22 protein-coding genes are annotated in these 23,197 nt (G+C 53.2%); 16 read left to right on the forward strand and 6 right to left on the reverse strand.

Annotation, left to right across the window (positions count from 1 at the left end; translation table 11 throughout):
• Positions 1–11: 11 nt before the first annotated feature.
• Positions 12–419 carry a MerR family transcriptional regulator gene (locus ACFO5Q_RS01695; RefSeq protein ID WP_068150351.1) on the reverse strand — a complete coding sequence of 136 codons (408 nt, stop codon included), beginning with the start codon at positions 417–419 and terminating at the stop codon, positions 12–14.
• A gap of 164 nt (positions 420–583) precedes the next feature.
• Between ACFO5Q_RS01695 and ACFO5Q_RS01700 the strand changes: the two genes are divergently transcribed.
• From ACFO5Q_RS01700 to ACFO5Q_RS01735, 8 genes are all read left to right on the forward strand, one after another.
• Entirely contained in the window at positions 584–1,174 is a 591-nt protein-coding gene (locus tag ACFO5Q_RS01700) for a cation transporter (RefSeq protein ID WP_231727303.1), read from the forward strand.
• Between the two features lie 43 nt (positions 1,175–1,217).
• Positions 1,218–1,532: a hypothetical protein gene (locus ACFO5Q_RS01705; protein WP_068150291.1), complete on the forward strand. Its 315-nt coding sequence runs from the start codon at positions 1,218–1,220 to the stop codon at positions 1,530–1,532.
• A gap of 88 nt (positions 1,533–1,620) precedes the next feature.
• Positions 1,621–2,862 (forward strand): TolC family protein, encoded by a 1,242-nt coding sequence (locus ACFO5Q_RS01710; protein ID WP_068150294.1) that lies wholly within the window; start codon positions 1,621–1,623, stop codon positions 2,860–2,862.
• Positions 2,859–4,034, forward strand: coding sequence for an efflux RND transporter periplasmic adaptor subunit (locus ACFO5Q_RS01715; protein ID WP_068150297.1), 1,176 nt, complete (start codon positions 2,859–2,861; stop codon positions 4,032–4,034). Before ACFO5Q_RS01710 ends, ACFO5Q_RS01715 begins: the two co-directional genes overlap by 4 nt.
• Positions 4,035–4,043: 9 nt before the next feature.
• Positions 4,044–7,172, forward strand: coding sequence for an efflux RND transporter permease subunit (locus ACFO5Q_RS01720; RefSeq protein ID WP_068150300.1), 3,129 nt, complete (start codon positions 4,044–4,046; stop codon positions 7,170–7,172).
• Positions 7,169–7,486 carry a P-II family nitrogen regulator gene (locus ACFO5Q_RS01725; protein ID WP_068150301.1) on the forward strand — a complete coding sequence of 106 codons (318 nt, stop codon included), beginning with the start codon at positions 7,169–7,171 and terminating at the stop codon, positions 7,484–7,486. The genes ACFO5Q_RS01720 and ACFO5Q_RS01725 overlap by 4 nt, the downstream gene beginning before the upstream one ends.
• Before the next feature lie 245 nt (positions 7,487–7,731).
• Positions 7,732–8,214: a c-type cytochrome gene (locus ACFO5Q_RS01730; protein WP_068150305.1), complete on the forward strand. Its 483-nt coding sequence runs from the start codon at positions 7,732–7,734 to the stop codon at positions 8,212–8,214.
• Positions 8,215–8,301: 87 nt separating this feature from the next.
• Positions 8,302–10,197, forward strand: a complete 1,896-nt coding sequence (locus tag ACFO5Q_RS01735; RefSeq protein ID WP_197421201.1) for a cytochrome c/FTR1 family iron permease — start codon at positions 8,302–8,304, stop codon at positions 10,195–10,197.
• A 110-nt stretch (positions 10,198–10,307) separates the two neighbouring features.
• Here the strand turns inward: ACFO5Q_RS01735 and ACFO5Q_RS01740 are convergent, their stop codons facing one another.
• On the reverse strand, positions 10,308–10,718 hold the full coding sequence (locus ACFO5Q_RS01740) for a MerR family transcriptional regulator (RefSeq protein ID WP_068150311.1): 411 nt from the start codon (positions 10,716–10,718) through the stop codon (positions 10,308–10,310).
• Positions 10,719–10,823: 105 nt separating this feature from the next.
• Here ACFO5Q_RS01740 and ACFO5Q_RS01745 point away from each other — a divergent pair, with 105 nt between their 5' ends.
• The 8 genes from ACFO5Q_RS01745 to ACFO5Q_RS01780 all read left to right on the forward strand — a co-directional run bounded on the left by ACFO5Q_RS01745 (position 10,824) and on the right by ACFO5Q_RS01780 (position 20,948).
• Entirely contained in the window at positions 10,824–11,195 is a 372-nt protein-coding gene (locus ACFO5Q_RS01745) for a mercuric transporter MerT family protein (RefSeq protein ID WP_068150314.1), read from the forward strand.
• Positions 11,196–11,210: 15 nt separating this feature from the next.
• Positions 11,211–11,537, forward strand: coding sequence for a heavy-metal-associated domain-containing protein (locus ACFO5Q_RS01750; protein WP_068150317.1), 327 nt, complete (start codon positions 11,211–11,213; stop codon positions 11,535–11,537).
• Between the two features lies 1 nt (position 11,538).
• Positions 11,539–12,984 carry a mercury(II) reductase gene (merA, locus tag ACFO5Q_RS01755; protein WP_082719995.1) on the forward strand — a complete coding sequence of 482 codons (1,446 nt, stop codon included), beginning with the start codon at positions 11,539–11,541 and terminating at the stop codon, positions 12,982–12,984.
• A gap of 177 nt (positions 12,985–13,161) precedes the next feature.
• On the forward strand, positions 13,162–13,575 hold the full coding sequence (locus ACFO5Q_RS01760; RefSeq protein ID WP_068150321.1) for a hypothetical protein: 414 nt from the start codon (positions 13,162–13,164) through the stop codon (positions 13,573–13,575).
• Between the two features lie 374 nt (positions 13,576–13,949).
• Positions 13,950–15,401: a Wadjet anti-phage system protein JetA family protein gene (locus tag ACFO5Q_RS01765; protein WP_068150326.1), complete on the forward strand. Its 1,452-nt coding sequence runs from the start codon at positions 13,950–13,952 to the stop codon at positions 15,399–15,401.
• Positions 15,394–16,098 (forward strand): DUF4194 domain-containing protein, encoded by a 705-nt coding sequence (locus tag ACFO5Q_RS01770; protein ID WP_068150328.1) that lies wholly within the window; start codon positions 15,394–15,396, stop codon positions 16,096–16,098. Before ACFO5Q_RS01765 ends, ACFO5Q_RS01770 begins: the two co-directional genes overlap by 8 nt.
• Positions 16,099–16,114: 16 nt before the next feature.
• Entirely contained in the window at positions 16,115–19,711 is a 3,597-nt protein-coding gene (locus ACFO5Q_RS01775) for an SbcC/MukB-like Walker B domain-containing protein (protein WP_068150331.1), read from the forward strand.
• On the forward strand, positions 19,698–20,948 hold the full coding sequence (locus tag ACFO5Q_RS01780; protein ID WP_068150334.1) for a Wadjet anti-phage system protein JetD domain-containing protein: 1,251 nt from the start codon (positions 19,698–19,700) through the stop codon (positions 20,946–20,948). The genes ACFO5Q_RS01775 and ACFO5Q_RS01780 overlap by 14 nt, the downstream gene beginning before the upstream one ends.
• Positions 20,949–20,991: 43 nt before the next feature.
• Here ACFO5Q_RS01780 and ACFO5Q_RS01785 read toward each other — a convergent pair whose 3' ends face one another.
• From ACFO5Q_RS01785 to ACFO5Q_RS01800, 4 genes are all read right to left on the reverse strand, one after another.
• Positions 20,992–22,197: a Fic family protein gene (locus ACFO5Q_RS01785; RefSeq protein WP_068150337.1), complete on the reverse strand. Its 1,206-nt coding sequence runs from the start codon at positions 22,195–22,197 to the stop codon at positions 20,992–20,994.
• Positions 22,198–22,455: 258 nt separating this feature from the next.
• On the reverse strand, positions 22,456–22,668 hold the full coding sequence (locus ACFO5Q_RS01790) for a hypothetical protein (protein WP_068147794.1): 213 nt from the start codon (positions 22,666–22,668) through the stop codon (positions 22,456–22,458).
• Positions 22,669–22,727: 59 nt separating this feature from the next.
• Positions 22,728–22,937, reverse strand: coding sequence for a hypothetical protein (locus ACFO5Q_RS01795; RefSeq protein ID WP_380084278.1), 210 nt, complete (start codon positions 22,935–22,937; stop codon positions 22,728–22,730).
• Positions 22,938–22,950: 13 nt separating this feature from the next.
• Positions 22,951–23,172: a DUF2188 domain-containing protein gene (locus ACFO5Q_RS01800; protein ID WP_082719886.1), complete on the reverse strand. Its 222-nt coding sequence runs from the start codon at positions 23,170–23,172 to the stop codon at positions 22,951–22,953.
• Between the last annotated feature and the right edge of the window lie 25 nt (positions 23,173–23,197).

Raw genomic sequence — 23,197 nt, forward strand, 5'->3', positions numbered from 1 at the left:
AATCAGGCTTCTTAATCATGGTTTTTGCACAGGCTATGGTCAGCCAGTACTTTGATTATCCGACAATCCGAAATCGTCCCTCCCGAGCAATTGTTGATCATACGCTTCAGCTCTGTCTGCAGAATCTGCAGCGAGGCGATCTTGCTTTCCACAGCGTTCAAATGCCTTCTAGCAATAGCATCTACTTCCTCGCATGGGCGGTCGGGTTGATCGGACAACTCAAGCAGGTTTCTGATATCATCAAGGGAAAAGCCCAGTTCGCGGCTGTGACGCACGAAGGTAAGTCGTTCCAGGTGAGTTTCATCATATAGGCGCCTGTTATTCGCCGCGCGGAACGCTTTAGGCATCACACCAATGTCCTCATAATAGCGGATCGTTTGCACCTTTGTATCGGCACGTTTCGCTAACTCGCCTATCATAAAATCGCTTGCCACAAACTTTCTCCTTGCTCCTACAGCTACTGTAGCATGTAGGATTTGTTCAACGAAATTAACAGTGATTCGAGGTAAAAATGTCTGGTAGTTGTGGATGCGGTTCCGATCAAAATTTTGATGGTTCATCACCCGCCTACAAGCGGGTGCTGATGGTTATTATTGCCATCAACTTTGGCATGTTCTTCGTGGAGTTCTTTGGTGGTCTTGCTTCTGGGTCCATGGCGCTACTTGCTGACTCGCTTGATTTCCTGGGTGACAGCGCGACCTATACAATCTCGTTAATCGTTATTGGGATGCCGCTCGCCGTTCGCGCCAAGGCAGGCTTGTTTAAAGGCCTGTCCCTATTCGCTATTGCCGCCTGGGTTCTAGGAAGCACATTTTACCGTGTTTTTGTTGAGGGCGTTCCTGAGGCGCTAACCATGGGCGCGATTGGTGTCGCAGCTTTCGCAGCCAATGTGATCAGCGCGCTACTACTGCTCAAATACAAGGACGGTGACAGCAATGTGCGCTCGGTTTGGCTCTGTAGCCGTAACGATGCGATTGGTAATCTGGCTGTTATCGTTGCAGCTTCCGGGATTGCGGCGACTGATGCGGCTTGGCCTGACCTATTGGTGGCAGGTATCATGGGTAGCCTGTTTATTCATTCGGCCACGAGGATTGTTCAACAGTCATGGGCTGAGCTTTCCGAAGAGAAGCGCCAGAGCGAAACCGGCAGTGACACATGCAGTGAAAACCTGTAAAAGCCGTATTGTAAAAACTTAGGAATAGGCACTGAAGCTATCGATGGCGAAATATCTAAAAATCTTGCTGCTGATCATTTTTGTAACAGCACCTGCCTTGGATATCGCTTTCCTTGATCCTCAGGAGTCCGTTGAACATGTCAGCGAAACCTATCACGATGCAGCAGAACAAGACGAAGATGTAACAGCAGATCTGCATTGCATCTGTCATGTCATTCATCACGGTGTATCCGCAGGCAAGACTGCCGTCCTATCCATCAATTACACACGTTTTAAAACGCGACAGGTGACGTCTATCACGATTAACGGCCTGAACCCCAAACCAGGCCTGCAACCACCTTCCACGTATCACTCTTGATATTTCTCGGCGTCGGGCATGCCATGGCTTTCTGCAAAGAAGGATAGGCTTCCCACGCACATATCAATCTATTTGAGAGTGAATAAGCATGACATATATGCGACATGCCCTTATGGGCGTGGCAGTGATCAGCCTTTGTACCGGTATGGTGCAAAGCGGTCCTGCGGTGTGGGCGGACAGCCAGAAGCGTCCCGTCCTCCATGAATTTATTGAACAGGTCTCTGCCGACCATCCAGCCTTGAAGGCGGCGGAAGCGGCCTTGGCTTCAGCCAGGGCGCGGGCCAAAGGGCAATCACGTCCTATCTATAACCCTGAAATCGAAGTGGGGTATGAGAACGCCTCTGAAGTCACCAGGGAAGTTGGCCTGACACAGACATTCGATTGGTCGGGTAAGCGCAAAGCACGCTCAGGTGTTGGTCGCGCCGAGGTTGACGCAGCCGAGGCCAGCTACGCGATCGCGAAGAAGTCCTTGTTAAGCAATATCCTGCAGTCACTTGCTGAATATCAAACAGCGTCGAGGCTATTGAATGTTGCGGAGCAGCGCGAAAACCTGAGCAAGCAATTTCTTGAGCTGGCAACACGCCGCCATCAGGCCGGCGAAATGCCGCAAGCTGAACTGCTGACCGCGCGCCTTGCATTGGCCGAAGCGCGTGCTGCGAAGAATGACGCGCTGCTCGCCCTATCTTCAGCGGAAGAAAAGCTGGTGGCGATCAGTGGCAAGGACCGGGAGATGTGGCCACGCCTAATCGGTACGCCGCTTCATACAGTTGTAGAACCGGAACAAACGGCCTACGAGCGACTTCCAGAGCTGCGCCTCGCTCAGGCGCAATCGGAGATCGCCCGCGCCCGCATCCGGGTCGCCAAATCGGAGCGCATGCCTGATCCTACGGTTGGCGTCAGGGTTGGCGAGGAAGGCAATAGTAGCCTTGTCGGGCTTTCCGCCTCCATTCCTATCCCAATCCGCAACAGCTACCGGGATCAGGTGGATGCGGCCGGGTCAGATTTTCTGGAAGCCCAGCAAAACTATTATGCTGAAAACAGGCGTGTTCGGGCACGTTATGATGCCAGTCTGAAACGCTATCTTGCGGCCTCCCAGGCCTGGAGCCTTTGGCAGGACCAGGGGGCTGAGCCGCTTCAAGAGCAACGCTTGCTTCTAAGTAAGCTACTGGATGCACGCCAGATCGGCGCCATCGATTATCTGATTCAACTCAATCAAACATTCGCAACTGAAGAGGCCTCTGTCGAGCTGAATGGTCGGCTCTGGAACGCCTGGTTCGACTGGCAAGACGCTGGTGCAACGGTTGAAGAATGGCTGGAGACAATTCAATGAAATACTCAATAAAATTTGCGCTGCTGGCCTTGGTTTCGCCACTGGTAATCGACACCGCCGTTGTTGGGATGCTGCCACAGCAGTTTGCTGCGTTTGCTTACGGCCAGGACGAACGTGGCGACGGGCATTCTGAAGAAGAAGGCGAAGAGCACGGCGAAGAAGAAATCATCAAAATGTCTGATCAGGAATTACGTGATTCAGGGGTTGTAACCGCGCGTGTCGCACCGCGGACATTGGCAGAGACGGTCTCGGCTCCTGGGGAAGTTACCGTCAATCAATATGCAACCATTCAGGTGACGCCCCGTATCGAGGCCCAAGTGATCGCACGCCATGCCCGTATGGGGGACGTCGTTAAAAAGGGCCAGCCTCTCGTAACCATGTCCAGTGTAGAGATGGCTCGTGCGCAGGCGGATCTGATCCTGACAGAACAGGAATGGCAGCGGGTCCAGAAGCTCGGGCGGGACGTTGTCTCCGAACAGCGTTTTCTTGAAGCGAAGGTGGCGGCACAACAAGCAAAAGCCAAAGTGCTCGCCTACGGCATGTCAGAGGCTCAGGTTAAAACTCTGCTAGCCAATGAAGTCTCTGCCGCCACGGGTGAGTTTGATCTGTTGGCCAATCAAGGCGGCACCATCATTCATGACACGTTCGTGGTGGGGCAGATTATAGCGCCTGGAAATCTTCTGTTTGAAGTAAGCGATGAAAGCCGGATATGGGTAGAAGCCCAGCTGTCACCGGAAAAAGCTGCCTTGGTCGAACAGGGTTCTCAAGCCTGGGTCACAAAGAATGGTATATCCATGACGGGGACCGTCGTGCAAGTCCACCACCGTGTCGATGAAGCGACACGAACTCTGTCTGTTCGGATTGAGGTGAATAATCAGGAAGACAATCTCCATCCGGGCCAGTTCACTGATGTGGCAATCCAGACTGGCGAAACCGAACGGGTTGTTGCGGTTCCAAATAATGCGATCGTTCTTCTTGAAGGCCAGCAGGTGGTGTTTAAGCGCGAGGGCGACGAGTTGCATCCCATGCCGTTGGATCTTGGCATCTCTAAAGGCGGCTGGACCGAAGTGAAAGCGGGCCTGTTTGGCGGCGATGTGATCGTTGTTGAGAACGCCTTCCTCATCAAATCCCTCATCTTGAAGTCCAAGATGGGTGAAGGCCATGGGCATTAGGAGGCGCAAATGTTGAACAAACTCGTAGAAAGCGCGCTCCAGTATAAATTTCTGGTGATCATCGCGTTTCTGGTCGTCGGCTTTATGGGCTGGCGCGCCGTCAACACCGTACCAATCGACGCATTTCCTGATGTGACGCCGGTACAGGTGAATATCTATACAGAATCCCCCGGCCTTGCAGCAGAAGACGTGGAGCAACTGCTGACCTTCCCGGTGGAATCCGGGATGGCAGGCCTGCCTGGTGTGCAGGAAATACGCTCCGTTAGCCTTTTTGGTCTTTCGTATGTGGCGGTTTATTTCGAGGACGACATGGACATCTATTTTGTCCGCCGCCTCGTTATGGAGCGCCTGGCGGAGGTCGGGGACCGTATTCCTGAAGGATACGGGACGCCAGAGATGGGGCCCAACACATCAGGGCTGGGTCAGGTGTTTTGGTACACAGTTGAGCAAGCAGACGAGAAGCTGGCTGGCGCCGATAGTGAGATGGACCTGCGTACTTTGCAGGACTGGACCATCCGGTTGATCCTGAGAACCGCACCCGGTGTGGATGACGTTATGTCTTGGGGTGGTCAGGAGCGCCAGTATCAGGTTCAGATCGATCCGCTCAAGCTGATTAAATATGGCCTTGGCTACCGCGATGTGATGGAAGTGATTGAGGCCAACAACCGGCAGGTGGGCGGCCAGTATATCGATCAAGGGCCGGAACAGTATCTGGTGCGCGGCCTGGGGCTGGTTCGGAATGAAGAGGATCTCGGCAACATCGTCGTCAAGGAAGCTGACGGCACGCCTGTGTACCTGAAGGACATTGCAACAATTTCACAGGCAGGCGCCCTCAGGTTCGGTGCTGTCACGCGTGACGGCAAGGAAGTTGTGCTTGGCATGGCTTTGTCCCGTATCGGTGAGAACGCCAAGAATGTGGTAGATGCGGTCAAGGACAAGGTCGGTATCGCCGAACAGGCATTGCCGGACGGTGTGGTGATCAAACCGATCTATGACCGGACCGAACTCGTGGAAAAAGCAGTTTCGACGGCAGAGAACGCGCTCATTGAGGGCTCCATTCTCGTGGCGATCGTGCTGTTTCTGTTCCTTGGGGAGTTACGGTCGGCCTTTGTGGTGATCGCGGCTTTGCCGCTCGCCATGCTGATCGCTTTCATCTTCATGGAAAATGCCGGGCTATCCGCCAATCTGATGTCGCTTGCAGGTCTCGCGATCGGCATTGGTATGATGGTGGATGGGGCCGTCGTGATGGTGGAAAACTCGTTCCGGGTTATGTCGGAGCGACGGGAAGCTGGTGAGACTGTTAACAGAACCGCAGCAGTACTTGAAGCTGCACGCGAGGTGGCCAACCCGATTTCGTTTGCGATTCTGATCATCATCGTGGTGTTCCTGCCGCTCTTCAGCCTCGAAGGGCTGGAAGGCAAGCTCTTCAAACCGATGGCTTTCAACATCAGCTTCGCCATGGCGGGTTCCCTCCTGCTGACGCTGACAATCATCCCGGTTTTGGCCGCGTTGATCCTCAAGCCAAAGGAAGAAAAAGACACCTTCCTCGTCGCCTGGATCAAGAAGCGTTATCTGCCGCTCCTTGAGTGGGCGCTTGGGCACAAGAAAACCGTTGTCAGTGGGGCTGTCGCCCTTCTTTTGGGTAGCTTGGCGCTCTTTCCGTTCCTCGGCAAAGAGTTCATGCCGCAGTTGCAGGAAGGCTCGATCATGTGGCGGGTCACCTCGATCCCGTCCACGTCGCTCGATCAGTCGATCAAGATATCGAAGGACATTGAGTTGGCGCTAGGCGAGTTCCCCGAGGTGGAAACGACCATCGCCATGATCGGCCGCGCCGAGAAAGGTGAAACCGCCGATGTGAACTATATGGAGATCTATACCGCACTCAAACCCCATGATGAATGGAGCAATGATCGGTCCATTGAGGAACTGGCCGATGACATGCGAGAGAAGCTTGAAAAGGTTGTTCCTACGTCTGTCATTGCTTTCACCCAGCCTATTCAGATGCGGGTGGAGGAATTGATCTCCGGCGTACGGGCCACGCTCGCCGTCAAACTCTATGGGGAAGATCTGGGCGAACTGGACCGGCTTAGCGCCCGGATCAAAGAGGCTGTGTCCGCCGTGCCCGGTGTGGCTGACCTGTCACTTGAGGCCAACATCGGCAAACCGCAGGTGCGCATCCAGGTGAACAGGGCCGCACTCGCGCGGTACGGCATGAACGCAGATGACATCCTCGATATTGTCCGTACCGGAATCGGCAATGAGCCTGTCAGCACCCTGATCGACGGCGTCAAGCGGTTCGATATCACTGCACGCCTGCAGGATGCTTCCAAAGCATCCGTTGAAGCGATCAAGGCCATACCTGTCAGGACATCGTCAGGTGCCATCATCTCGCTTTCTGATGTAGCAGACGTCAGTGTCGCCGAGGGCTACAGCTTCGTTAGGCGGGAACAGTTGCAGCGCTATGCTGTCATCCAAATGGATGTTCGCGGGCGTGATGTAGACGGTTTCGTGCAGGAAGCCAATCGAGTGATCGGCGAGCAGGTTGAGATGCCTCCTGGCTACTGGATTGAATGGGGCGGTGCCTTTGAAAACCAGCAGCGGGCACTTGCCCGTTTGTCGGTGATTGTGCCGCTGACGATCTTCTTCATTTTCGTGCTTCTCTATACAGCCTTCAATTCCGTGCGCTTTGCCACGCTGATCATCGCCAACGTACCATTCGCGACGGCGGGCGGTCTGATCGGGCTCTTTATCACAGGCCAATATGTGTCCGTGCCATCCGCGATTGGTTTTATCGCTGTGTTCGGTGTGGCCATGCTCAACGGTATTGTGCTCGTTAGCTTCATCAATGAACTGCGGGCCAAAGGCATGAGTGTGCGTGACGCGGTCCAGAGAGGTACCGAACTCCGGCTTAGACCAGTGTTGATGACTGCCAGTGTCGCCATCCTGGGCCTTGTTCCCATGCTGCTGTCCAGTGGCGTCGGTGCAGAGACACAGCGGCCTCTCGCGACCGTTGTCGTCGGCGGGCTGGTTACATCGACGCTGCTCACATTGGTGCTCTTGCCAGTCATTTATGACTGGATGGAAAGCCGGGGCGGCAAGGCAAAAACACTTCCTTCAATCGATGAGGTGCAATCATGAAAGAGATCAAAGCTTTCATTCACCGGAACAGGATTTCAGATGTGGTCCATGAACTGAAACAGTCGGGATATAAATATATCTCGGTGGTCGATGTTCTTGGTCTCCTCAAGGCGCTCAGCTCCCAGGAACAGCACTATTCTGTCGAAATCGGCGACAAGGTGCTGTCTGAGATCAAGCTGGAACTGGTGTGTGATGATCACCAATTGGATAGTGCGATAGATATCATCTGCCGTCAGGGTCGAACCGGCCAGAAAACGGCGGGCTGGATTTATGTGACCGATGTGGAACAGGCCATCAAAATTGATGACATCTAAGGCTCTGCCCATGCCTGCTGATGCACTGCGTTAATTGTGCTCGGCGGGCAGCTCGGCGGCTGGATGACCTCGCGGTCTTGCTGCCGGGCACATGGGGTATCACGGATCGTCGATGACGAGGTTGTATCACGACCATCCGCTGGTGCTCCACGGCCTGGCAACATGTGACCCCCATCAACGCGTTGCCAGGCCACCTTTTTGAGATTTATCCGCTATGGCAAGCTAAGCACAGGAAACCCTATGAGATGAAAACCCGAAAGAACGGTAAATCGCTCCTGAAGGTGATGGTGGTTCTCAGCGTGTTAACTGCGTCGCTTTTGCTGCTGTCCTATTATGAAGCGCGGACCCTTCCGGATATGACACTTAATCCGGATAATGCAGACATTGTGCAGCGAGGTAATGCCTTATACGGCCAGTATTGCGTGAGCTGTCATGGTGAAAACCTCGAGGGACAGAAGAACTGGCAGGATAAGAAACCTTTCGAGAGATGGCGGGCGCCGCCGCTCGACGCATCGGGGAGAGCTTGGCAACACGGAGATAAAACCCTGTTTATGATGACCAAGTTTGGTGTTCACGCACTCGAAGGTAAAGGCACATTGAACAGCGACATGCCCGCCTTTGAGGGCACCCTTGAGGACGAGGAAATTGCGGCGGTCCTTTCTTATATCAAGAGCACCTGGCCTCAAAGCAACGCAGAGAAAGCCGAAGCTTCCTCGGAACCAGATTGATGTTGTACGCTGCTGGATAATATTTAATATTAACTCTTAGTAGCATTATAGATTGTAACGAACGGTACCCCGATTATGACGAGATTAATGACCATACTTCTCATCCTGGTCCTCCAACTCGGTTTTCTGGCCGGTGCGCAGGCGAATGACAGCGATCGGCTTGTCCAACTTATCGATTATATCGGTGTGGACTATAGCGCCGCCGTGTCTGAAGGCGTCATTGTCAACCAGCTTGAATATGATGAGATGATGGAGTTTGCTGGCATCATTGAAACCGAGGTGCAAAAGATGGTGGTCCCTTCAGATGTGCAGAGTCTTCGCCAACAAGCTACAGCCCTGAAGGACCTCATACTTTCACGGGCGTCCCCCCTCGACGTCAAGGCACTCACACAGTCGATGCGGGCGACCGTTGTTCAGGTTACGGGCCTGAAGGTAACGCCGGACCGTATTCCGGATATTAGCCGTGGCAAGCTACTCTATCAAAGTGAGTGCGCCGCGTGCCACGGCCCGAGTGGTAGTGGGAAAGGCAACCTCGCCGAAGGACTCGATCCCCAGCCAACCGATTTCACGGATCAGGTGCGCTACAGCCAACGGTCGCTCTATGCCCTTTTTAACACCATAACTAACGGTGTCGATGGGACCGGTATGGCTGCCTATCCTCATCTTTCCGCAGATGATCGATGGAGCCTTGCGGCCTACGTGGGTAGCCTGGGTGCCAAGCCAAATGCGGCAAGCAACGGTCAACGGTTATGGCAACAAGCTGACAGCGCCGTACCGATTGACATCCAAGGCTATGCAAGCCTTTCACCGGAGGAAGCGGCGGAAAAATTGTCTGGCGGTGCAGATGTGATGGCATTTCTACGGACCGACCCTATAGCCCTGTTTGACCGCAAGGACGCTCCGCTTGATGTGGCGATGAGCCTGCTTCAGTCCGGTTTGGAAAGTTACCAGCAAGGCGAGACTGAAAAGGCCTATACACTAACCCTTACTGCTTACCTTGAAGGCTTCGAGCTGGCCGAATCTACCCTGTCTGCTGTAGATGGCGACCTGATGCGAAAAATTGAAGCGGAGATGATGCAGCTCCGCAGCGCGATCCGCGCCGAAGAACCGGTTGATGACATTACTGCCCGTGTACAGGCAATACTTTCCCTTTTACAGCAGGCCAAAACTGCCTTAAGCGATAGCGAAGGATTGTCCACATCGGCCGCATTTATCACCAGCTTGGTTATCTTGTTGCGAGAGGGTCTGGAGGCCTTACTGGTGGTTGTGGCCATCTCAGCGTTCCTGATCAAGACCGGACGACGGGAAGCGATGCCTTATCTTCACTCAGGCTGGATCGCCGCGCTGTTGCTGGGTGGTCTCACATGGGTAGTATCCGAGCACTTCATCCAGATCAGCGGTGCAACGCGCGAAGTTACAGAGGGCGTCGCAGCACTTCTGGCATCGGGCATGCTGTTGTTCGTCGGTTATTGGCTTCACAGCAAGACAAGCGCGGCAGGTTGGCACGCCTTTATCCAAAAAAGCCTTCAAACCGTTCTGGCTAGGAGGACTCTATGGGGTTTGACAGGACTGACTTTCATTTCCGTTTATCGCGAGGTCTTTGAAACCATCCTTTTCTATCAGGCGCTGTGGACCCAGGCCACCGGCGATAGCGCCAATTGGATCATGGCGGGATTTGGTGCCGGTACGTTGATTTTAGCTGTCGTGGCCTGGCTGGTTATTCGTTTCAGCGTGAAATTGCCGCTGAGACAATTCTTTGCAACCACAGGCATTCTATTGCTGGCCCTGTCGTTCATCTTTGCCGGCAAGGGTATCGCCGCGCTACAAGAAGCGGGCACGATGCCACAGACCTTGTTGCAGTTTACCCCTATTGAATGGTTGGGAATCTATCCTAGCAGGGAGGGGCTGCTTCTTCAGACAGCGATCCTGATCTCTTCTCTTGTTTTCCTGTCCAAAAGTTTTTCCCGCAAGACGGGACAATGACGAGCCATCACCCTGAGCAAACGCATTCAGTGTGCGCCTATCTAAGGCGAGGTGTGAAGTCATAGCGTAGTCTTCTTGGCAAGCTTAAAGAGGGCGTCAGCTTGACGCCCCTAATCCTCCAGCAATCGGTCGACGATGACACAATCGGGGGTGTCGCCGCCGCTGCATTCCGCCGCCATGGTTTCAAGGGCGGATTGTAATTTCACGAGGTCGGCAACCTTATTTTTGATCAGCGCCACATGCGCAAGTGCGATGTCTTTTACATCATCGCAGGCGTAGGTGCCGTCCACCATTTCCAAGAGGCCTGCCACTTCCTGATTGGTGAAGCCAAGTTCTCGGGACCGGCGGATGAACTTCAGCCGCTTCAGATGATCAGGCGAATAGCATCGATAGCCAGACGCCGTGCGCGGCGGATCGGGCATCAGGCCGATCTTCTCATAGAAACGGATGGTCTCCAGATTGACCCCGCTCTCTTTCGCCAGCGTTCCTCTGGTAAATTCACGTTTTTGCGATACGGCCATTTTCCTATTGATCCTGTATTTGCTACAGGGTGTAGCCTACAGGAAATCAAGCCGGTGGCGCAAGCCGCGGCTGTCTGGCGATCAAAACTGTGATGAAGAGTATTTATGAGCGACCTGGAACAAACCAATGGCACAAAGAATTGGGCGGCCAGCTTTGGCGTCATCGGTGCCATCCTGGCGTCGTCCTGCTGCGTCCTGCCCTTCGTTTTCCTGATGCTGGGCGTCAGCGGCGCCTGGATTGGGAACCTGACGGTGCTGGAACCCTACAAGAACTATTTCGTGGCGGTGACGCTGGTCTTCCTCGGTGTCGGCTTCTGGCAGGTTTATGTCAAACCCAGAAAACAGTGCGCGGAAGGCCACTGCGCTACCCCCAAGTCGGACCGGGTCATCAAAACCGTTCTGTGGGTGTCTACCGGTCTGGTTCTGCTGGCACTAACCGTCGACTTCTGGGCCCCCATTCTTGGCAACTATATCTGATACGGAGTAAACAAGATGAAACATCTTATGAAAGCAACCCTTGTGGGCCTGGCACTTGGTCTGTCCATCCCCGCTGGAGCAAATGCCCATGACATGCAAACGGCAGCGGATCAGGCCACGCAGAAGACAGTTACTTTCACCATTGAGAAAATGACCTGCGCCATGTGCCCGATCACCGTGCGCAAGGCCATGGAGAAAGTGGCAGGCGTCCTCTCTGTCGAAACCGACTATGACAGCAAAACCGCGACTGTCGTCTTCGATCCGTCGAAAGCGAACACCGATGCCATTGCTGCCGCGTCCACTAATGCCGGCTATCCCGCAAAAGTGACCCAAGGGTCCTGATATGGCATTCGACAAGGCTGCGGAGGACTGCTGCAGCGGTAAAGGGTCCGGGCAAAAGACACGCCTGATGGTCATTGGCGCCGGGTCGGCGGGTTTCTCAGCCGCTATTACAGCCGCAGAGGCCGGAGCGGAGGTGACGCTTGTCGGCGCGGGCACAATCGGCGGCACCTGCGTCAATGTAGGCTGTGTACCCTCAAAAACCATGATCCGGGCTGTGGAACCACTCTATCAAGCCAGCCACGCCAGCCGGTTCGAGGGTATTTCCTCTGCCGCGATGGTGTTGAACTGGCAGGCTGTGGTCGGCCAGAAACAGCAACTGGTGGATGACCTTCGGAAAGCCAAATATACCGACGTTCTGCCGTCCCATCCCGGCGTAAGCTATGTGGAAGGCAAGGCAAGGCTGACAGCAGATGGTGTGCTGGTGGACCGCACGCTCTACCGGCCTGACAAGATTATCATCGCGACCGGCTCATCGAATGCGGTGCCCCCCATCCCCGGTATCGACAACGTGCCCTATCTGGACAGCACGTCCGCCCTTGATCTAACGGCGCTACCAAAGTCCACGATTGTGATCGGTGGCGGCGTGATCGGTTGCGAGCTGGGGCAAATGTTCGCGCGCGCAGGTGTCAAGGTGACTATCTGTTGCCGGAGCCGCCTGGTGCCGGGCATGGAACCGGAGATTAGCGAGCATCTGGCCCGTTATCTGGAAGAGGAAGGCGTTCGCGTTCTCACCGGGATCGACTATCAGTCTGTCACGGAAGAGGATGGCACCATTAACCTCATCTATGGGCAGAACGGCATCCGTCAGACGGTGACCGCGGAAACGCTCCTACTGGCTGCCGGGCGCCGCACCAACACGGAAGGACTGGGACTTGAGGAAGCTGGGGTCGCCCTGAACGATAGGGGCGGGATTGAGGTGGACAGCACCATGCAAACCACCAATCCCATGGTCTATGCCGCTGGTGACGTGACCGGCAAGGACATGTTCGTCTATATGGCGGCCTATGGCGCTAAACTCGCGGCCTTCAATGCAGTCGGCGGCGAGATGCGCGGCTATGACAATGCTGCCATGCCCGTGGTGATCTTTACCGATCCGCAGGTCGCTTCCGTGGGGCTAACGGAGACACAGGCCAGCAGGCAAGGTATCAATGTAAAAACAAGCCTGATTACCCTGGATCATGTACCGCGCTATCTGGCTGCCCGCGATATGCGCGGCTTGATCAAGCTAGTGGCCGACAAAACGTCTGACCGCTTGATAGGCGCCCATATTCTAGCTCCCGAGGGCGGTGAGCTTATTCAAACCGCCGTGATGGCGATCAAGGCAGGCATGACCACGAGTGAGCTTGCTCAAACCATCTTCCCCTATCTCACTGGCGTTGAAGGCCTGAAGCTTGCCGCCCAAACCTTCGACAAGGACGTGAGCACATTGTCCTGTTGCGCTGGATAGGTCAGGACATAACCAAACGAACGGCGAGGAGAAACTACATGTCCACCACAGACCTCAAACTGGAAGAATGCGGCAGGGTTGCCAAAGCCCGGCCCGATTGGACGGCTGACTCGCCTCCTGTTCGGCGCCATGTGCCTCTATTATGTGCATGATCTGTGGAGCGTACGTGGGGATCTGATGACCGGCGAAGGCACGATTCGACCGCTTTTGTGGAATGGCATCGTCATAGGCCTCGTGCTGATTAGCTATGTGATCAATATCGGCTTTTCTCGCTCGTGGAAGAAATGGCCCGCTGCCATAAGTGCAGTGATATTGATAGGCTTCGCCCTGACGGGGTATCTGCAATCAGGCCAGCTTGAAACACCAATGCTGGCGCGCGCCGTTCATGTCTGGGAGCTATACATCTTCAGCCATCTTGGACTGGCCTTTGTAGTTGCCGCCCTGATCGGCACGCCTGGCTGCGAAATGCGCGCATTCCATCATCTATTCTCTTTGGTCACAGGAACGCCGACCAAGGAACACTGCTGCCCAATTGGCCCGCTGAAGCCGATTGATAAATGGGAAAATCAACAATCATGGATGCCCAAATAAGCGTATGGCGTTCAATCCCATCCGTCCGGAATTGGCGGATTGGGACGTTTGACAGCATAAATTGAAGGTCTGATTATGGAAGAAATAGCAGCCTTGTAGGATAGCTGCCTGAATAAGCCTCAAAAGTGAAATACTTCAATTTATCCTCTGCCCGGACATAAGCAATGGTGAGTTCTATTAGAAACCGGCCTCACTATTTATATCATCAGAAAGTTGCATAATAATAAGTTGCCAAAATCAACCACAGATATATTATATGTGACGTTTTGACCCTGCAATGATCGTAATATTATCATTTTTGGCAAAATCTCAGCTGTGTTCACTTAATATATTAATTTCAGAACACGCTTGGCCGACTGCAGAAAGGCCTCTAAGTGCTTTTTGAGGTAATCCCAGATCACTTTTTTCGGGTATTTTCAGGCCCTAGACGTCATATCAATGCATACCTGATCAAACGATTATATAATGTCTACTATGGCGATGATGCAGATCTAGAGGTGCCGCTCGCGTCAGAAGTCAGGGCGTTTCTTATCTCAGAGATTCACACACTTCCGGAACACCTCCAGCAAACCCTGGATAGGGACGGTGCTCCACCCAGTCCCGAAACCGAGGGGCATGCGTTCTTTCGTAAACTGGTGACGTCCTACAAGTGGCTCAAGATCACAAGAGACCTTGGTAAAAAGTATGTTCAGTTCACAGCCGTTGCACACTCCATCCTTGATTTTTTTATGGGGCTGCGCTCTGCCTTGTCGGAAGACTTTACCATTGACCTCGCGGGCATTTTATCGAGCCTTGAGACTACGGTAAACAAGAGCGACCCTCATGCGTGTCTGTCTGCACAGAAACAGTCTCGCGAATTAGTGAAGAAGCTGAAAGCCCTCAGCGCCTCCCTCATCGATATTGAAGAGCAGTTCTTCACTAACAAGGATCTTAAATCCAACATTCATCTGCTGATGCAGGAATTTTTCGACAATATCCTGATAAAGGAAATTGCGCCACTTGTTACCCAGAACCACCCAATACGGTATCGAACGCGGATCATCGAGCTCTGCAATGAGCTGAGATCGGACCGTAGCGCTGTGATGTTGCTTGGGCGTTCCTTGTCAAAGGCAAGTAAGTATGGCGAGATGGAAGCTATTGATGTGATCAATGACTCTTTGAGCTTCATATCCCGTGCCTTTGATATCGTCCCTGCCCTGATGCGCCAGGTTGACACCAATCGCCGAAAGCTTGAGACCCGAATCGACAATACAACCAAATATATGGAGCTATCAGCACCAACCGATACGGAAAAATTGCGCCTGGTGTTGGCAAATATCTCCCGCCACCCTGTCGAGGAAAACGAGTTTGACTTTCGGGGGCGAGCCGGGCTTGTCAGCGAGACAATGCAGGAGTTATTCCCGTGGCCGTTCCTGTCTGAAGGATGGTCCCTTATCGACGACGCCTGCCTCACCTTTCCCGCTGCAAGACGACGCATGGTCGTGCCAAAACGGCAGAGGCGGCAAAAACGGAACAAAGCGGCGGATAGGCGGATCAGGGCTATCAGGCAGTGGGAGTTGTTTCTGGAGGGAGATCCGGAGATCGCCCGCACTATCATTGAGAAAACCATTTGCAAGGGTGAGCCTTTTCGGAGCGCCGAGTTGAAGGTGGATGGACTGAGCGACTTTATCCTCTTTGATCAGCTCAGAAATCTTGAAACGGTTTTCGAGGGGGTCCTTAGGGAAGACTATCAGATTGACCGAGAGGAGCTGGGCGAAAACGACTTCGCTATCTTCCGGCACTTTACGATCACACCAAGACACAAGGATGGGGGAAAATATGGCTGATGCTATGCTGTTTGAAGAAGCCGAAGAATTGCTGGAAAAGGCAGCGCGCCGCAACTTGAAAATCGACGAATCAGACCTTCAGAAAACAGCCCAGCATCTTTTCGAGAAGCAATTTCTGTTGGAAGAAGTCAAGCTTGACCGGGCGAAATACGAGATTGTCGCTCGATATCCCCAGTATTTCGACATGCTGGCTTACGCCTTCGGGCGCCGACTGATTATCGATCCGGAGAAAGGCCTTGTTGGCCTAGTGCCGATCGACCATGCAAGTGAAGCACGCGGCCCCCGACGCCAGCGCATATCTCAGTCAAGAACTCAGATGCTCTTGGCATTACGGATCGCGTTTGCCGATGCTGCAAGTGGTGGGCATTACCGGCGAGGCATGGTGGCACAGATTCCTATGAAAGATGTGCTCGAGATTCTTGAGACTGGTCTAGGAAAAAAGTTCGAATGGAGCCCACAAGCCTTTGAGGACCTTCGCTGGGCAAAACAACATCGGATTGTTGTCGGGTCCCTGGACGAGATCAAAGAGGAGGATGCCGTCATTGAGGTGGCCCCCACAATCCTACACATCATTGGTGACAACTGGCGACAGCTTGCTGAAAGATACCATGGCAGTTTTGGAGAAGCGGCCATAGAGGCGAAAGAACAGGCTGAGAAAGAAGCAGCACTTCAGAAACCTGAGCAAGAACAGCATTAGGGCGAGGAATAGCGAGATGGATGACAAACTAAACCTAGAGCCAAAAAAATCTTCCGGATTGCCAGCTACCCACATATACAACGCGCGGTCTCTTGCTGACCGCCCTAAGGTTTTTGAGCTGGTCCATATCGCCATCGTGAATTGGTACCTGTTGGACAGGGAAGACCTGCCTGTCCGCGGTGCGATCGCGATCACAGGCGCCAACGGAGCAGGCAAGTCGTCGATCCAAGATGGCATACTGGCTGTCATTTCCGCACTCGACGAAAGCAAAATGGACTTCAATGCCCTGGCTCGCGGTGGCGCCAGCAAAGCCCTTGGCGGTCGCTCTGTAAAGGACTACGCCCTTGGGAAGCTGGATGACTACGGCTATAGGCGCTCTGATGAGGACGGTACACTCACTCGCTTTTCCCTAGGTTTCAAGCACACCGTTACTCAGGAGGAAGTATCCATCGGGTTTGCGATTTCTACCGCACCTGGGCAAGACAAATATGATATTGAGGCCCTTTTCATTGTTAAAGGACGCGTTCTCAAGACTGACGACTTCGTAGATGACTTTGACGAGGACGAGTATTCACCTGTGTTCTTTCAAGAAACGACCGACAGGCTTCAAACTGAAGGGCTTCAGGTCGAAACCTATAGCAAGCACGAAAAGAGAAAGTTCCTGAAGCACTACCTGACGGCGCTGCAAGGCCAGAAGTTCAGAATGGATGCTGAGCCCGAGCGGGTCAGGAAAGGCTTTCTGGCGGCGGCGTCCTTGAAGGAGATCAAGAACATCTCGGATTTCGCAAGGCGTTATGTCTTTGACCCTGCCTATATCGACGTCGGCGACTTCAGGGAAAGCTATGAACGCTATACCGCGCTCAAGAATAAGGTTGTGCGGATACAGGACGAGATTGACGTCCTGAGCGGACTGATCGATGTCTGCACCTCCTACGAAACCAAGGGACGGCAGATCGAGGCTTGTGAATGGTTCAAACGTCGAGCGCTAAACATTGAGGAGTATCTCAGGTTTCGTGAAACCCGTGAGAACATGATCAAGGCTGAGGCTGACTACCGCGAAAGGGAGGTACTTCTTCAGCACGGGCAAAATGCGCTTGAACAACGCCTCGCCCAGCGAAATGCCATGGAAAAGAGGCTGAACGAGGCTGGCGTCAATGACATGGTCGAAAAGCTACGGCTTCAGGACGAACAAAAAATTAGAGCCGCAGGGGAATTGAGGGGTGAAATTCAGCGCTTCGACACGGCTATCAAGAGCATTGTGGGGTTGCAGCAGAATGCCCACTATATCAAAAACCATCGGCCTCTGTTCGAAGCGATTAATGCCGTAGCCAAAACAATTTCTCCCCTGCCCGCCAGTGCAGTTGAAGCGGATGCCGTTGACCATAGCTTGGAGGGCGTCAGGAGTTTTTCTGCGCTCGAGACAGATATCAAGGCTCAGTTACAGAAGGCTTTTGCTGAAGCAGAAGCGGCCAAAATGCAACTGAAGGAGTTTGAGGCCCTAAGAAATACCGAAGGGCGCTCCAGTGTAAGAGTTCCGGAGGCAATTTCAACGTTTCAGGAAAGCCTTCGCAGGGACGGCTTTGATACGAAATTGCTGTTTGAGCTTGTCGATGATGTTGATGAAGAGTGGCAAGACGTGATCGAGGCATATCTAGGACAAGGCAGGTTTGCAATTGTTCCTCGCCCTGATCAGGCAATTGGAGTCATCAGTGCATATCGCCGCCATCCGAACACTGACCCTTTCCGGGCTGTAAAAGTGCTAAACAGCTCTTGGTCGGTCGCCAAGGGGCGGAGCGCAAAGCCTAATAGTATCGCCAGCAAAATTACAGCGACCGATCCGACCATCAGGGCGATCCTGGATGACCGTTATGGCGATATCATCTGTGTTGAAGACAGCGAAGACTTTGAACTTCATGCAAGGGTTCTGACCCGAGATTTTACGACACAGAGCGGAGGCATGGTGTCAAGGATCAGGCCTGCCGATGGTGCCCTGCTATCTTCCAGCACATCGCCACAAATGGCGGCAAGGCTTCAGGAAAGCTTCTATGAAGCGCAGAGCCAGCTTAAGAAGGCAATGCATGAAGTCACGAGAATTGAAACCGATCATGCTACAGCCAAGCGGTTCATTACAGCCCATGATCGGTGGCAAGAGCGCCGCATTCGTAAGATTTGCGAAGAAATAGATGACATCGCGAACGAAAGAGCATCAATCCAGAAACAGATTGAAGTCGCGTTTGCAAGTGTCGACGCAGACCTACAGACCGAGTTTCAGGCACTTGAACAGGAGATTGGTGAGGCACGAAAGGAATTGGAGAGAGACCAAAACCTTTATGAAAAGGCTAAGGAAACATTCAATACTCAGCAGGGCATTCTCAAGTATTTGCCTGAGCTCAAGAGCTATTGCACCCGTTTGGAGCTGAATAAACGGCCAGCCGCAGCTGACTTTGCCATGACGAGCTTCTCAGCACTTTTCAAGCGAAATCTGGAGCAGAAGCAAGCTCGCTCTTCCCAAGCCCTTTCGGTTGCCGCGCGGATAAAATCACTGGAGACCGCCCTGGCTGGAAGCACAACGGTGTGTGATCAGGAAAAGCAAAGGCTAGAGCCTGAGATTGAGGCAGCCGGGGCGAGGATCGTCAAGGACTATGCAAACTATGTCCGCGATTTCCAACAGGACCCAATACTGGACTTTGAAACTCGCCGGGCAGATATCCATGACCACGTGTCTCGACGCCACGCAAAACTGAAGGATCATGTCCTTCTCGATTATGAGGCCAAGCTGGCAGAAGCGCTCGTGCAAGTCGATGAGATGCTGCAGGGGCGGTATTTGACCGAGCTTCATGGCCGAATTCAGGAGATCGATATCCGGCGGAACAGTATCAATAATAGCCTCCGCAAAAGCCCCTTCCATGGAGAACACTATCGGTTCGTCATGAAATGCAAGGCAGATTACCTTCCTCTCACAAAATTGGCGGACCGGATCGGTGGTGATGGCGCTCAGCTTAGCCTCTCGATGAATCCCGACGATATCAAAGACCTTGAAGAGGATGATGTGGAAGCGCTTGAGAAACTGAAACTGCTGATCTCCTCTCCAGAGTTCGAGTATGATGAATTTACCGACCCGCTCGCCTTTTATGACTTTGAGCTAGAGATTGGTCGCTACGAGCAGTCCGAGACGGGTCGAACGGTCTTTAGGAAAAAGACAACCTTTACGCACGGCGTTGGCACCCGCTCCGGAGGAGAGATACAGGCCCCCTACTATGTTGTACTGGCATCTGCCATGTCTTCGCTCTATCACGGCAGGAGCATTAACACCCATGACTCGCTCGGAATGGGCCTGGTTTGTCTCGATGAGGTGATGAACAAGACCGATAGCCCGAACATGCGGCGGTTCATTGACTTTCTCGTCAGCATTGGCCTTCAGCCCATCATGGCGGCGCCAGGTAAGGAAAGAAGCACCTTCCAAAGCAGATGTGACACCGTCATCGATATTGTGAAGATTGAAAACAATGCGATGCTTGACATTCTCTATCCAAAGGACCGGCTCCATGCAGAAATCAAGGCATCAGATCCCAACGAAAGATCACTAGAGGCGTTTGCGCGTGACGACGATTGATCTTCCAGAGGCCCTGCAGCGCGAACTCTGCAAGTTTGCTGACAAATATGAGCGTGCCACATGGAGCGGCGCGAGGGAGCCCACACTAAAGTCCCCTAGTCCGACCTTAATCGGGCAGGAACGGGAGCGCACAGATGCGGCGCTGGAGCATCTATGCCAGGCGCGGGCGCTAAAACCAGTCTTTGGTAGGCGCCGGGACCAAGCTCATGTCATTGAGCGGTACAAGGTCGCAGACTTGGAATCGTTGAGCGAACAGTTGAGTAGGTCCTTGCTTGGCGACCGCATCGAACGCGGTTTGGCCTCTATTTCTCATATCTACGCAGACCGAGCAGAGGCCCGCAACTTTCAAGACTGGGTAATCCGAGCAGCAGCCGAGAAGTGGCGCACAGGTCAATCTTTCTATGGCTACCGTATTGACAGCGCCTTTACCCTTTCAAAGGTCGTTACAGTGGCCACCTCACTCATTGCAGGCAAGGGCGGTGGCAAAACAATCAGGAAGTTCAGCACTGAATCTGTCAGGGACAGCAAGTTCGTCGGAGACCACCAGAGCAAGATACAACGATTGTTGGTTGCCTATTATGGCTTTGAGCCGGAAACTGCACCAGATTTTCTGAGCAAGTTTGGACTCGGGACCCCAGCCGCGCCTGTATTCGTCTCAGGGCAACTTAAGGCGGTATATGACGGCCACGCAGGGATAGACGTTGGCAAAGTCCCGTTTGTCGGTTTGCCACCAAATGGCGCCTTTTCGCCAGCGTTAGCAGTGAAGGCCGTTTTGACAATCGAAAACTGGGAGAGCTTCTATAGGCATATTGTCGAGGTGCCGGAGCGCGAAGTGATCGTTCTCTATACTGGGGGTTTTGCGTCAGTGGAGACAGCTTCTATCCTTGAGAAGCTGATAAGCGCTGGCCTCGACTGGTTCCATTGGGGTGACATAGATCCATACGGCCTAGCCATTATTCAAGCGCTTGAAGGTGCGGTAGGCCAACCGTCAAAACCACATCTTATGTCTCCCGAACGACTGCAAGAGATTGGGGCTTGGGCTGACCGGCCAGCAAATGCGAAAGTCCTGCAAGACCTGGCCGACAGAGATGGATGGATGCAAGACTTGGCACGGTATTTCCTGAGTGAAGATCGCACCAGGTGGCTTGAACAAGAAATGCAAGACCCTGAGCCAATTTTTCGCCCCTCGAACGTCAAGCCAGTTGAAAATCCGCCCTCGGAAAAGCCGCGCTATTAGCCTTGGTTGAGGCTGCTGACGCCGCGTAGCACCGCCGCCTATATCATGTTTTGTCCGGGAAAAGGCCTGGCATCCATCTGCCGGCCAATGCAGCTGGGAATGTAAGCCGCAGTGGCGCCCGTGTGCTTGCACTTGTGAGTACCCCTCGATCCAGCAAGGCCGACGTAATGCGCCGCGCGGTACGTTCACTGGCGTTCAAGAGTGGGGCGACATCACCGCGTGGTAGTTCACCCCGAAACAGAACGGCCTCCATGACACTTCCGGACTTGGTTGGTAGGCGGTCTCCGCGGATTTCTTCTTCCACCCAAATCAACATGCGATCCCGCAATCGATCCGGCTGAACCAACTCTTCCATGAAGCTAACCTGGTCAATGCAGGCCTTCAGGAAGAATTTGGCAAACTCCGCGAGCGACTCTTCGCTCAGGTTGCCGCGGCCGTCTAGGTCATTGCGCCGAGGTTGATCGCAAGCTGCCAGATGCGCCTTGTAGGTTTCGACGTGGCGGGCAAGTCCGCGGGCAATTGACCAAATACCGCCTGTATCGAGCGCATCACGCAGCATGGCATAGGACATCAAACGAGATACACGTCCATTGCCATCCAAGAACGGGTGAAGCCAGGCAAGCCGATGGTGTGCGGCAGCAGCGGCAATGATGGAATCCAGCCTACCCAACTTTTCATATGAAGCCTCAAAACGCTTCATGAAACGAGGCAGGGCCCCTGGGCTGATTGGAATATGCCGTCCGACCTCTACATCTCGATCACGCATTTTCCCCGGTATGACCTCGATTTTACCTTTCGTGACTGGATCTTCCACCCATAGCAGTTCCTCCGGGAGCAATTCGCAGAAACGACGGTGGATTTCCAAAATGCCTGAAGCTGAAGTCGCCTTGCCTTTAAGGCCACCTTCATCAATCCATTTCTGCACAGCAATGTGGGCTTCAGCCTCAAGCTGCAAATCACGCTGTTGGGGATCGGCGCTATAATCTTTGTTCATTGCGCGTTCGATATCGATCGGATGCGTATCATGCCCCTCGATCAAGTTGCTATAATAGCAGTTCATCGCGCGTACGAGATCGGACAAGGCGGTAACCACACCGTCGGGCAGGCTCCGCCGCAAACCTGTCGATTTAGCGGTCAGTTCCAAAGCGAGATCAGCCAATTCCCCCCGATGTTTGGAGCTTTCAGGCACAAGCATAGGCTCCATGCTTGTAACAGCTTCACCCCGATCTACGGGCATTTCCTTGTCCATGTTTTTGGCCGCTTTTTTGTCCGGTTTTAAATTAGCAATAACTGTATATATATCATTATGTTATATTTTAATATAGGCGTTTATGTCAGAAAAATTGGCCACTTTATTGGCCTATGAATTATAAGACAGCTCTATGCTTTTAGCATCGCCCAAAGGACGAGATATCCCTAGCCACATTATGTCATGAAAACAGACAGCCGGTGAGGATGGTTGACAAGAACACCCACATCAAAAAGAGCGATTTAGTAAACAGGCGGTTTAACGCCGCCTGTTTACATTATCCTTGGTGGAACGATCCGGATTGTCGCGCGCATACTCACGGCCGTTGATTTTGACAACATGTGCATCTGGATGTTCGCCGCGTTTGATTTCAGCGACAACATTCCTGCGCGGTACATCTTTTCGTGCACCAATATCATAGTGTTCATTACGACCTCCAGGGCCGTCATTTTTGCCAACAATTTTTGTCATTTTGACTTCTCCTGCTATTTGGCTTTCTATCAGTTAAGTGAATTGATCACACGCCCGACCTAACGCAAGCGCCGTTTCATCCGTTCGATCTGTTCGGGAGAGCCTTCAGCCTCAAAGCCATTCCGGGTTTTCTTCACTCTAACGCCCGGACCCGCAGCCCTACGGATTCCCTGCTCAATCGTTTTTTCAAACGATCGTTTCATTTCGCGTTCAAGCTGCTGCGAGCTTGTAATGCGTTTACCGTTAAACTTCATATCAATGCGTACCATGTCAGGCCTCCTATTATCCTTTGGGTGGAAAAGGGTCATTGCCGTATGAGTCGCGAGCGCGAATGCGTCCATCGCTACCATGAATCAGCAATTCACTTTGATGGTTACGGGCAATTTCGCGGGCGGCATCAATAGCTTCAGCCTGCGTGTCGTGAATGGATGTTGCCCGGGAGTTTCCTTCGCCCTGGACAGCCCATTGGCCTTGCCTTGGCGTAACATGTTGATTCTTTGACATTTTACTTTGTCAAGGGCGGAGTAAA

Source organism: Kordiimonas lipolytica, assembly GCF_042651265.1.
GTDB classification, from domain to species: domain Bacteria; phylum Pseudomonadota; class Alphaproteobacteria; order Sphingomonadales; family Kordiimonadaceae; genus Kordiimonas; species Kordiimonas lipolytica.

Excerpts from the sequence above, each read along its gene's own strand:
- ACFO5Q_RS01725 (WP_068150301.1), top strand. The coding sequence starts at position 7,169 with ATGAAAGAGATCAAAGCTTTCATTCACCGGAACAGGATTTCAGATGTG.
- ACFO5Q_RS01730 (WP_068150305.1), top strand. The coding sequence starts at position 7,732 with ATGAAAACCCGAAAGAACGGTAAATCGCTCCTGAAGGTGATGGTGGTT.
- ACFO5Q_RS01760 (WP_068150321.1), top strand. The coding sequence starts at position 13,162 with ATGACCGGCGAAGGCACGATTCGACCGCTTTTGTGGAATGGCATCGTC.
- ACFO5Q_RS01800 (WP_082719886.1), bottom strand. The coding sequence starts at position 23,172 with ATGTCAAAGAATCAACATGTTACGCCAAGGCAAGGCCAATGGGCTGTC.
- ACFO5Q_RS01710 (WP_068150294.1), top strand. The coding sequence starts at position 1,621 with ATGACATATATGCGACATGCCCTTATGGGCGTGGCAGTGATCAGCCTT.
- ACFO5Q_RS01700 (WP_231727303.1), top strand. The coding sequence starts at position 584 with ATGGTTATTATTGCCATCAACTTTGGCATGTTCTTCGTGGAGTTCTTT.
- ACFO5Q_RS01720 (WP_068150300.1), top strand. The coding sequence starts at position 4,044 with ATGTTGAACAAACTCGTAGAAAGCGCGCTCCAGTATAAATTTCTGGTG.
- ACFO5Q_RS01770 (WP_068150328.1), top strand. The coding sequence starts at position 15,394 with ATGGCTGATGCTATGCTGTTTGAAGAAGCCGAAGAATTGCTGGAAAAG.
- ACFO5Q_RS01745 (WP_068150314.1), top strand. The coding sequence starts at position 10,824 with ATGAGCGACCTGGAACAAACCAATGGCACAAAGAATTGGGCGGCCAGC.
- ACFO5Q_RS01715 (WP_068150297.1), top strand. The coding sequence starts at position 2,859 with ATGAAATACTCAATAAAATTTGCGCTGCTGGCCTTGGTTTCGCCACTG.
- ACFO5Q_RS01705 (WP_068150291.1), top strand. The coding sequence starts at position 1,218 with ATGGCGAAATATCTAAAAATCTTGCTGCTGATCATTTTTGTAACAGCA.
- ACFO5Q_RS01750 (WP_068150317.1), top strand. The coding sequence starts at position 11,211 with ATGAAACATCTTATGAAAGCAACCCTTGTGGGCCTGGCACTTGGTCTG.
- ACFO5Q_RS01735 (WP_197421201.1), top strand. The coding sequence starts at position 8,302 with ATGACCATACTTCTCATCCTGGTCCTCCAACTCGGTTTTCTGGCCGGT.
- merA (WP_082719995.1), top strand. The coding sequence starts at position 11,539 with ATGGCATTCGACAAGGCTGCGGAGGACTGCTGCAGCGGTAAAGGGTCC.
- ACFO5Q_RS01740 (WP_068150311.1), bottom strand. The coding sequence starts at position 10,718 with ATGGCCGTATCGCAAAAACGTGAATTTACCAGAGGAACGCTGGCGAAA.
- ACFO5Q_RS01775 (WP_068150331.1), top strand. The coding sequence starts at position 16,115 with ATGGATGACAAACTAAACCTAGAGCCAAAAAAATCTTCCGGATTGCCA.
- ACFO5Q_RS01790 (WP_068147794.1), bottom strand. The coding sequence starts at position 22,668 with ATGACAAAAATTGTTGGCAAAAATGACGGCCCTGGAGGTCGTAATGAA.
- ACFO5Q_RS01695 (WP_068150351.1), bottom strand. The coding sequence starts at position 419 with ATGATAGGCGAGTTAGCGAAACGTGCCGATACAAAGGTGCAAACGATC.
- ACFO5Q_RS01785 (WP_068150337.1), bottom strand. The coding sequence starts at position 22,197 with ATGGACAAGGAAATGCCCGTAGATCGGGGTGAAGCTGTTACAAGCATG.
- ACFO5Q_RS01795 (WP_380084278.1), bottom strand. The coding sequence starts at position 22,937 with ATGGTACGCATTGATATGAAGTTTAACGGTAAACGCATTACAAGCTCG.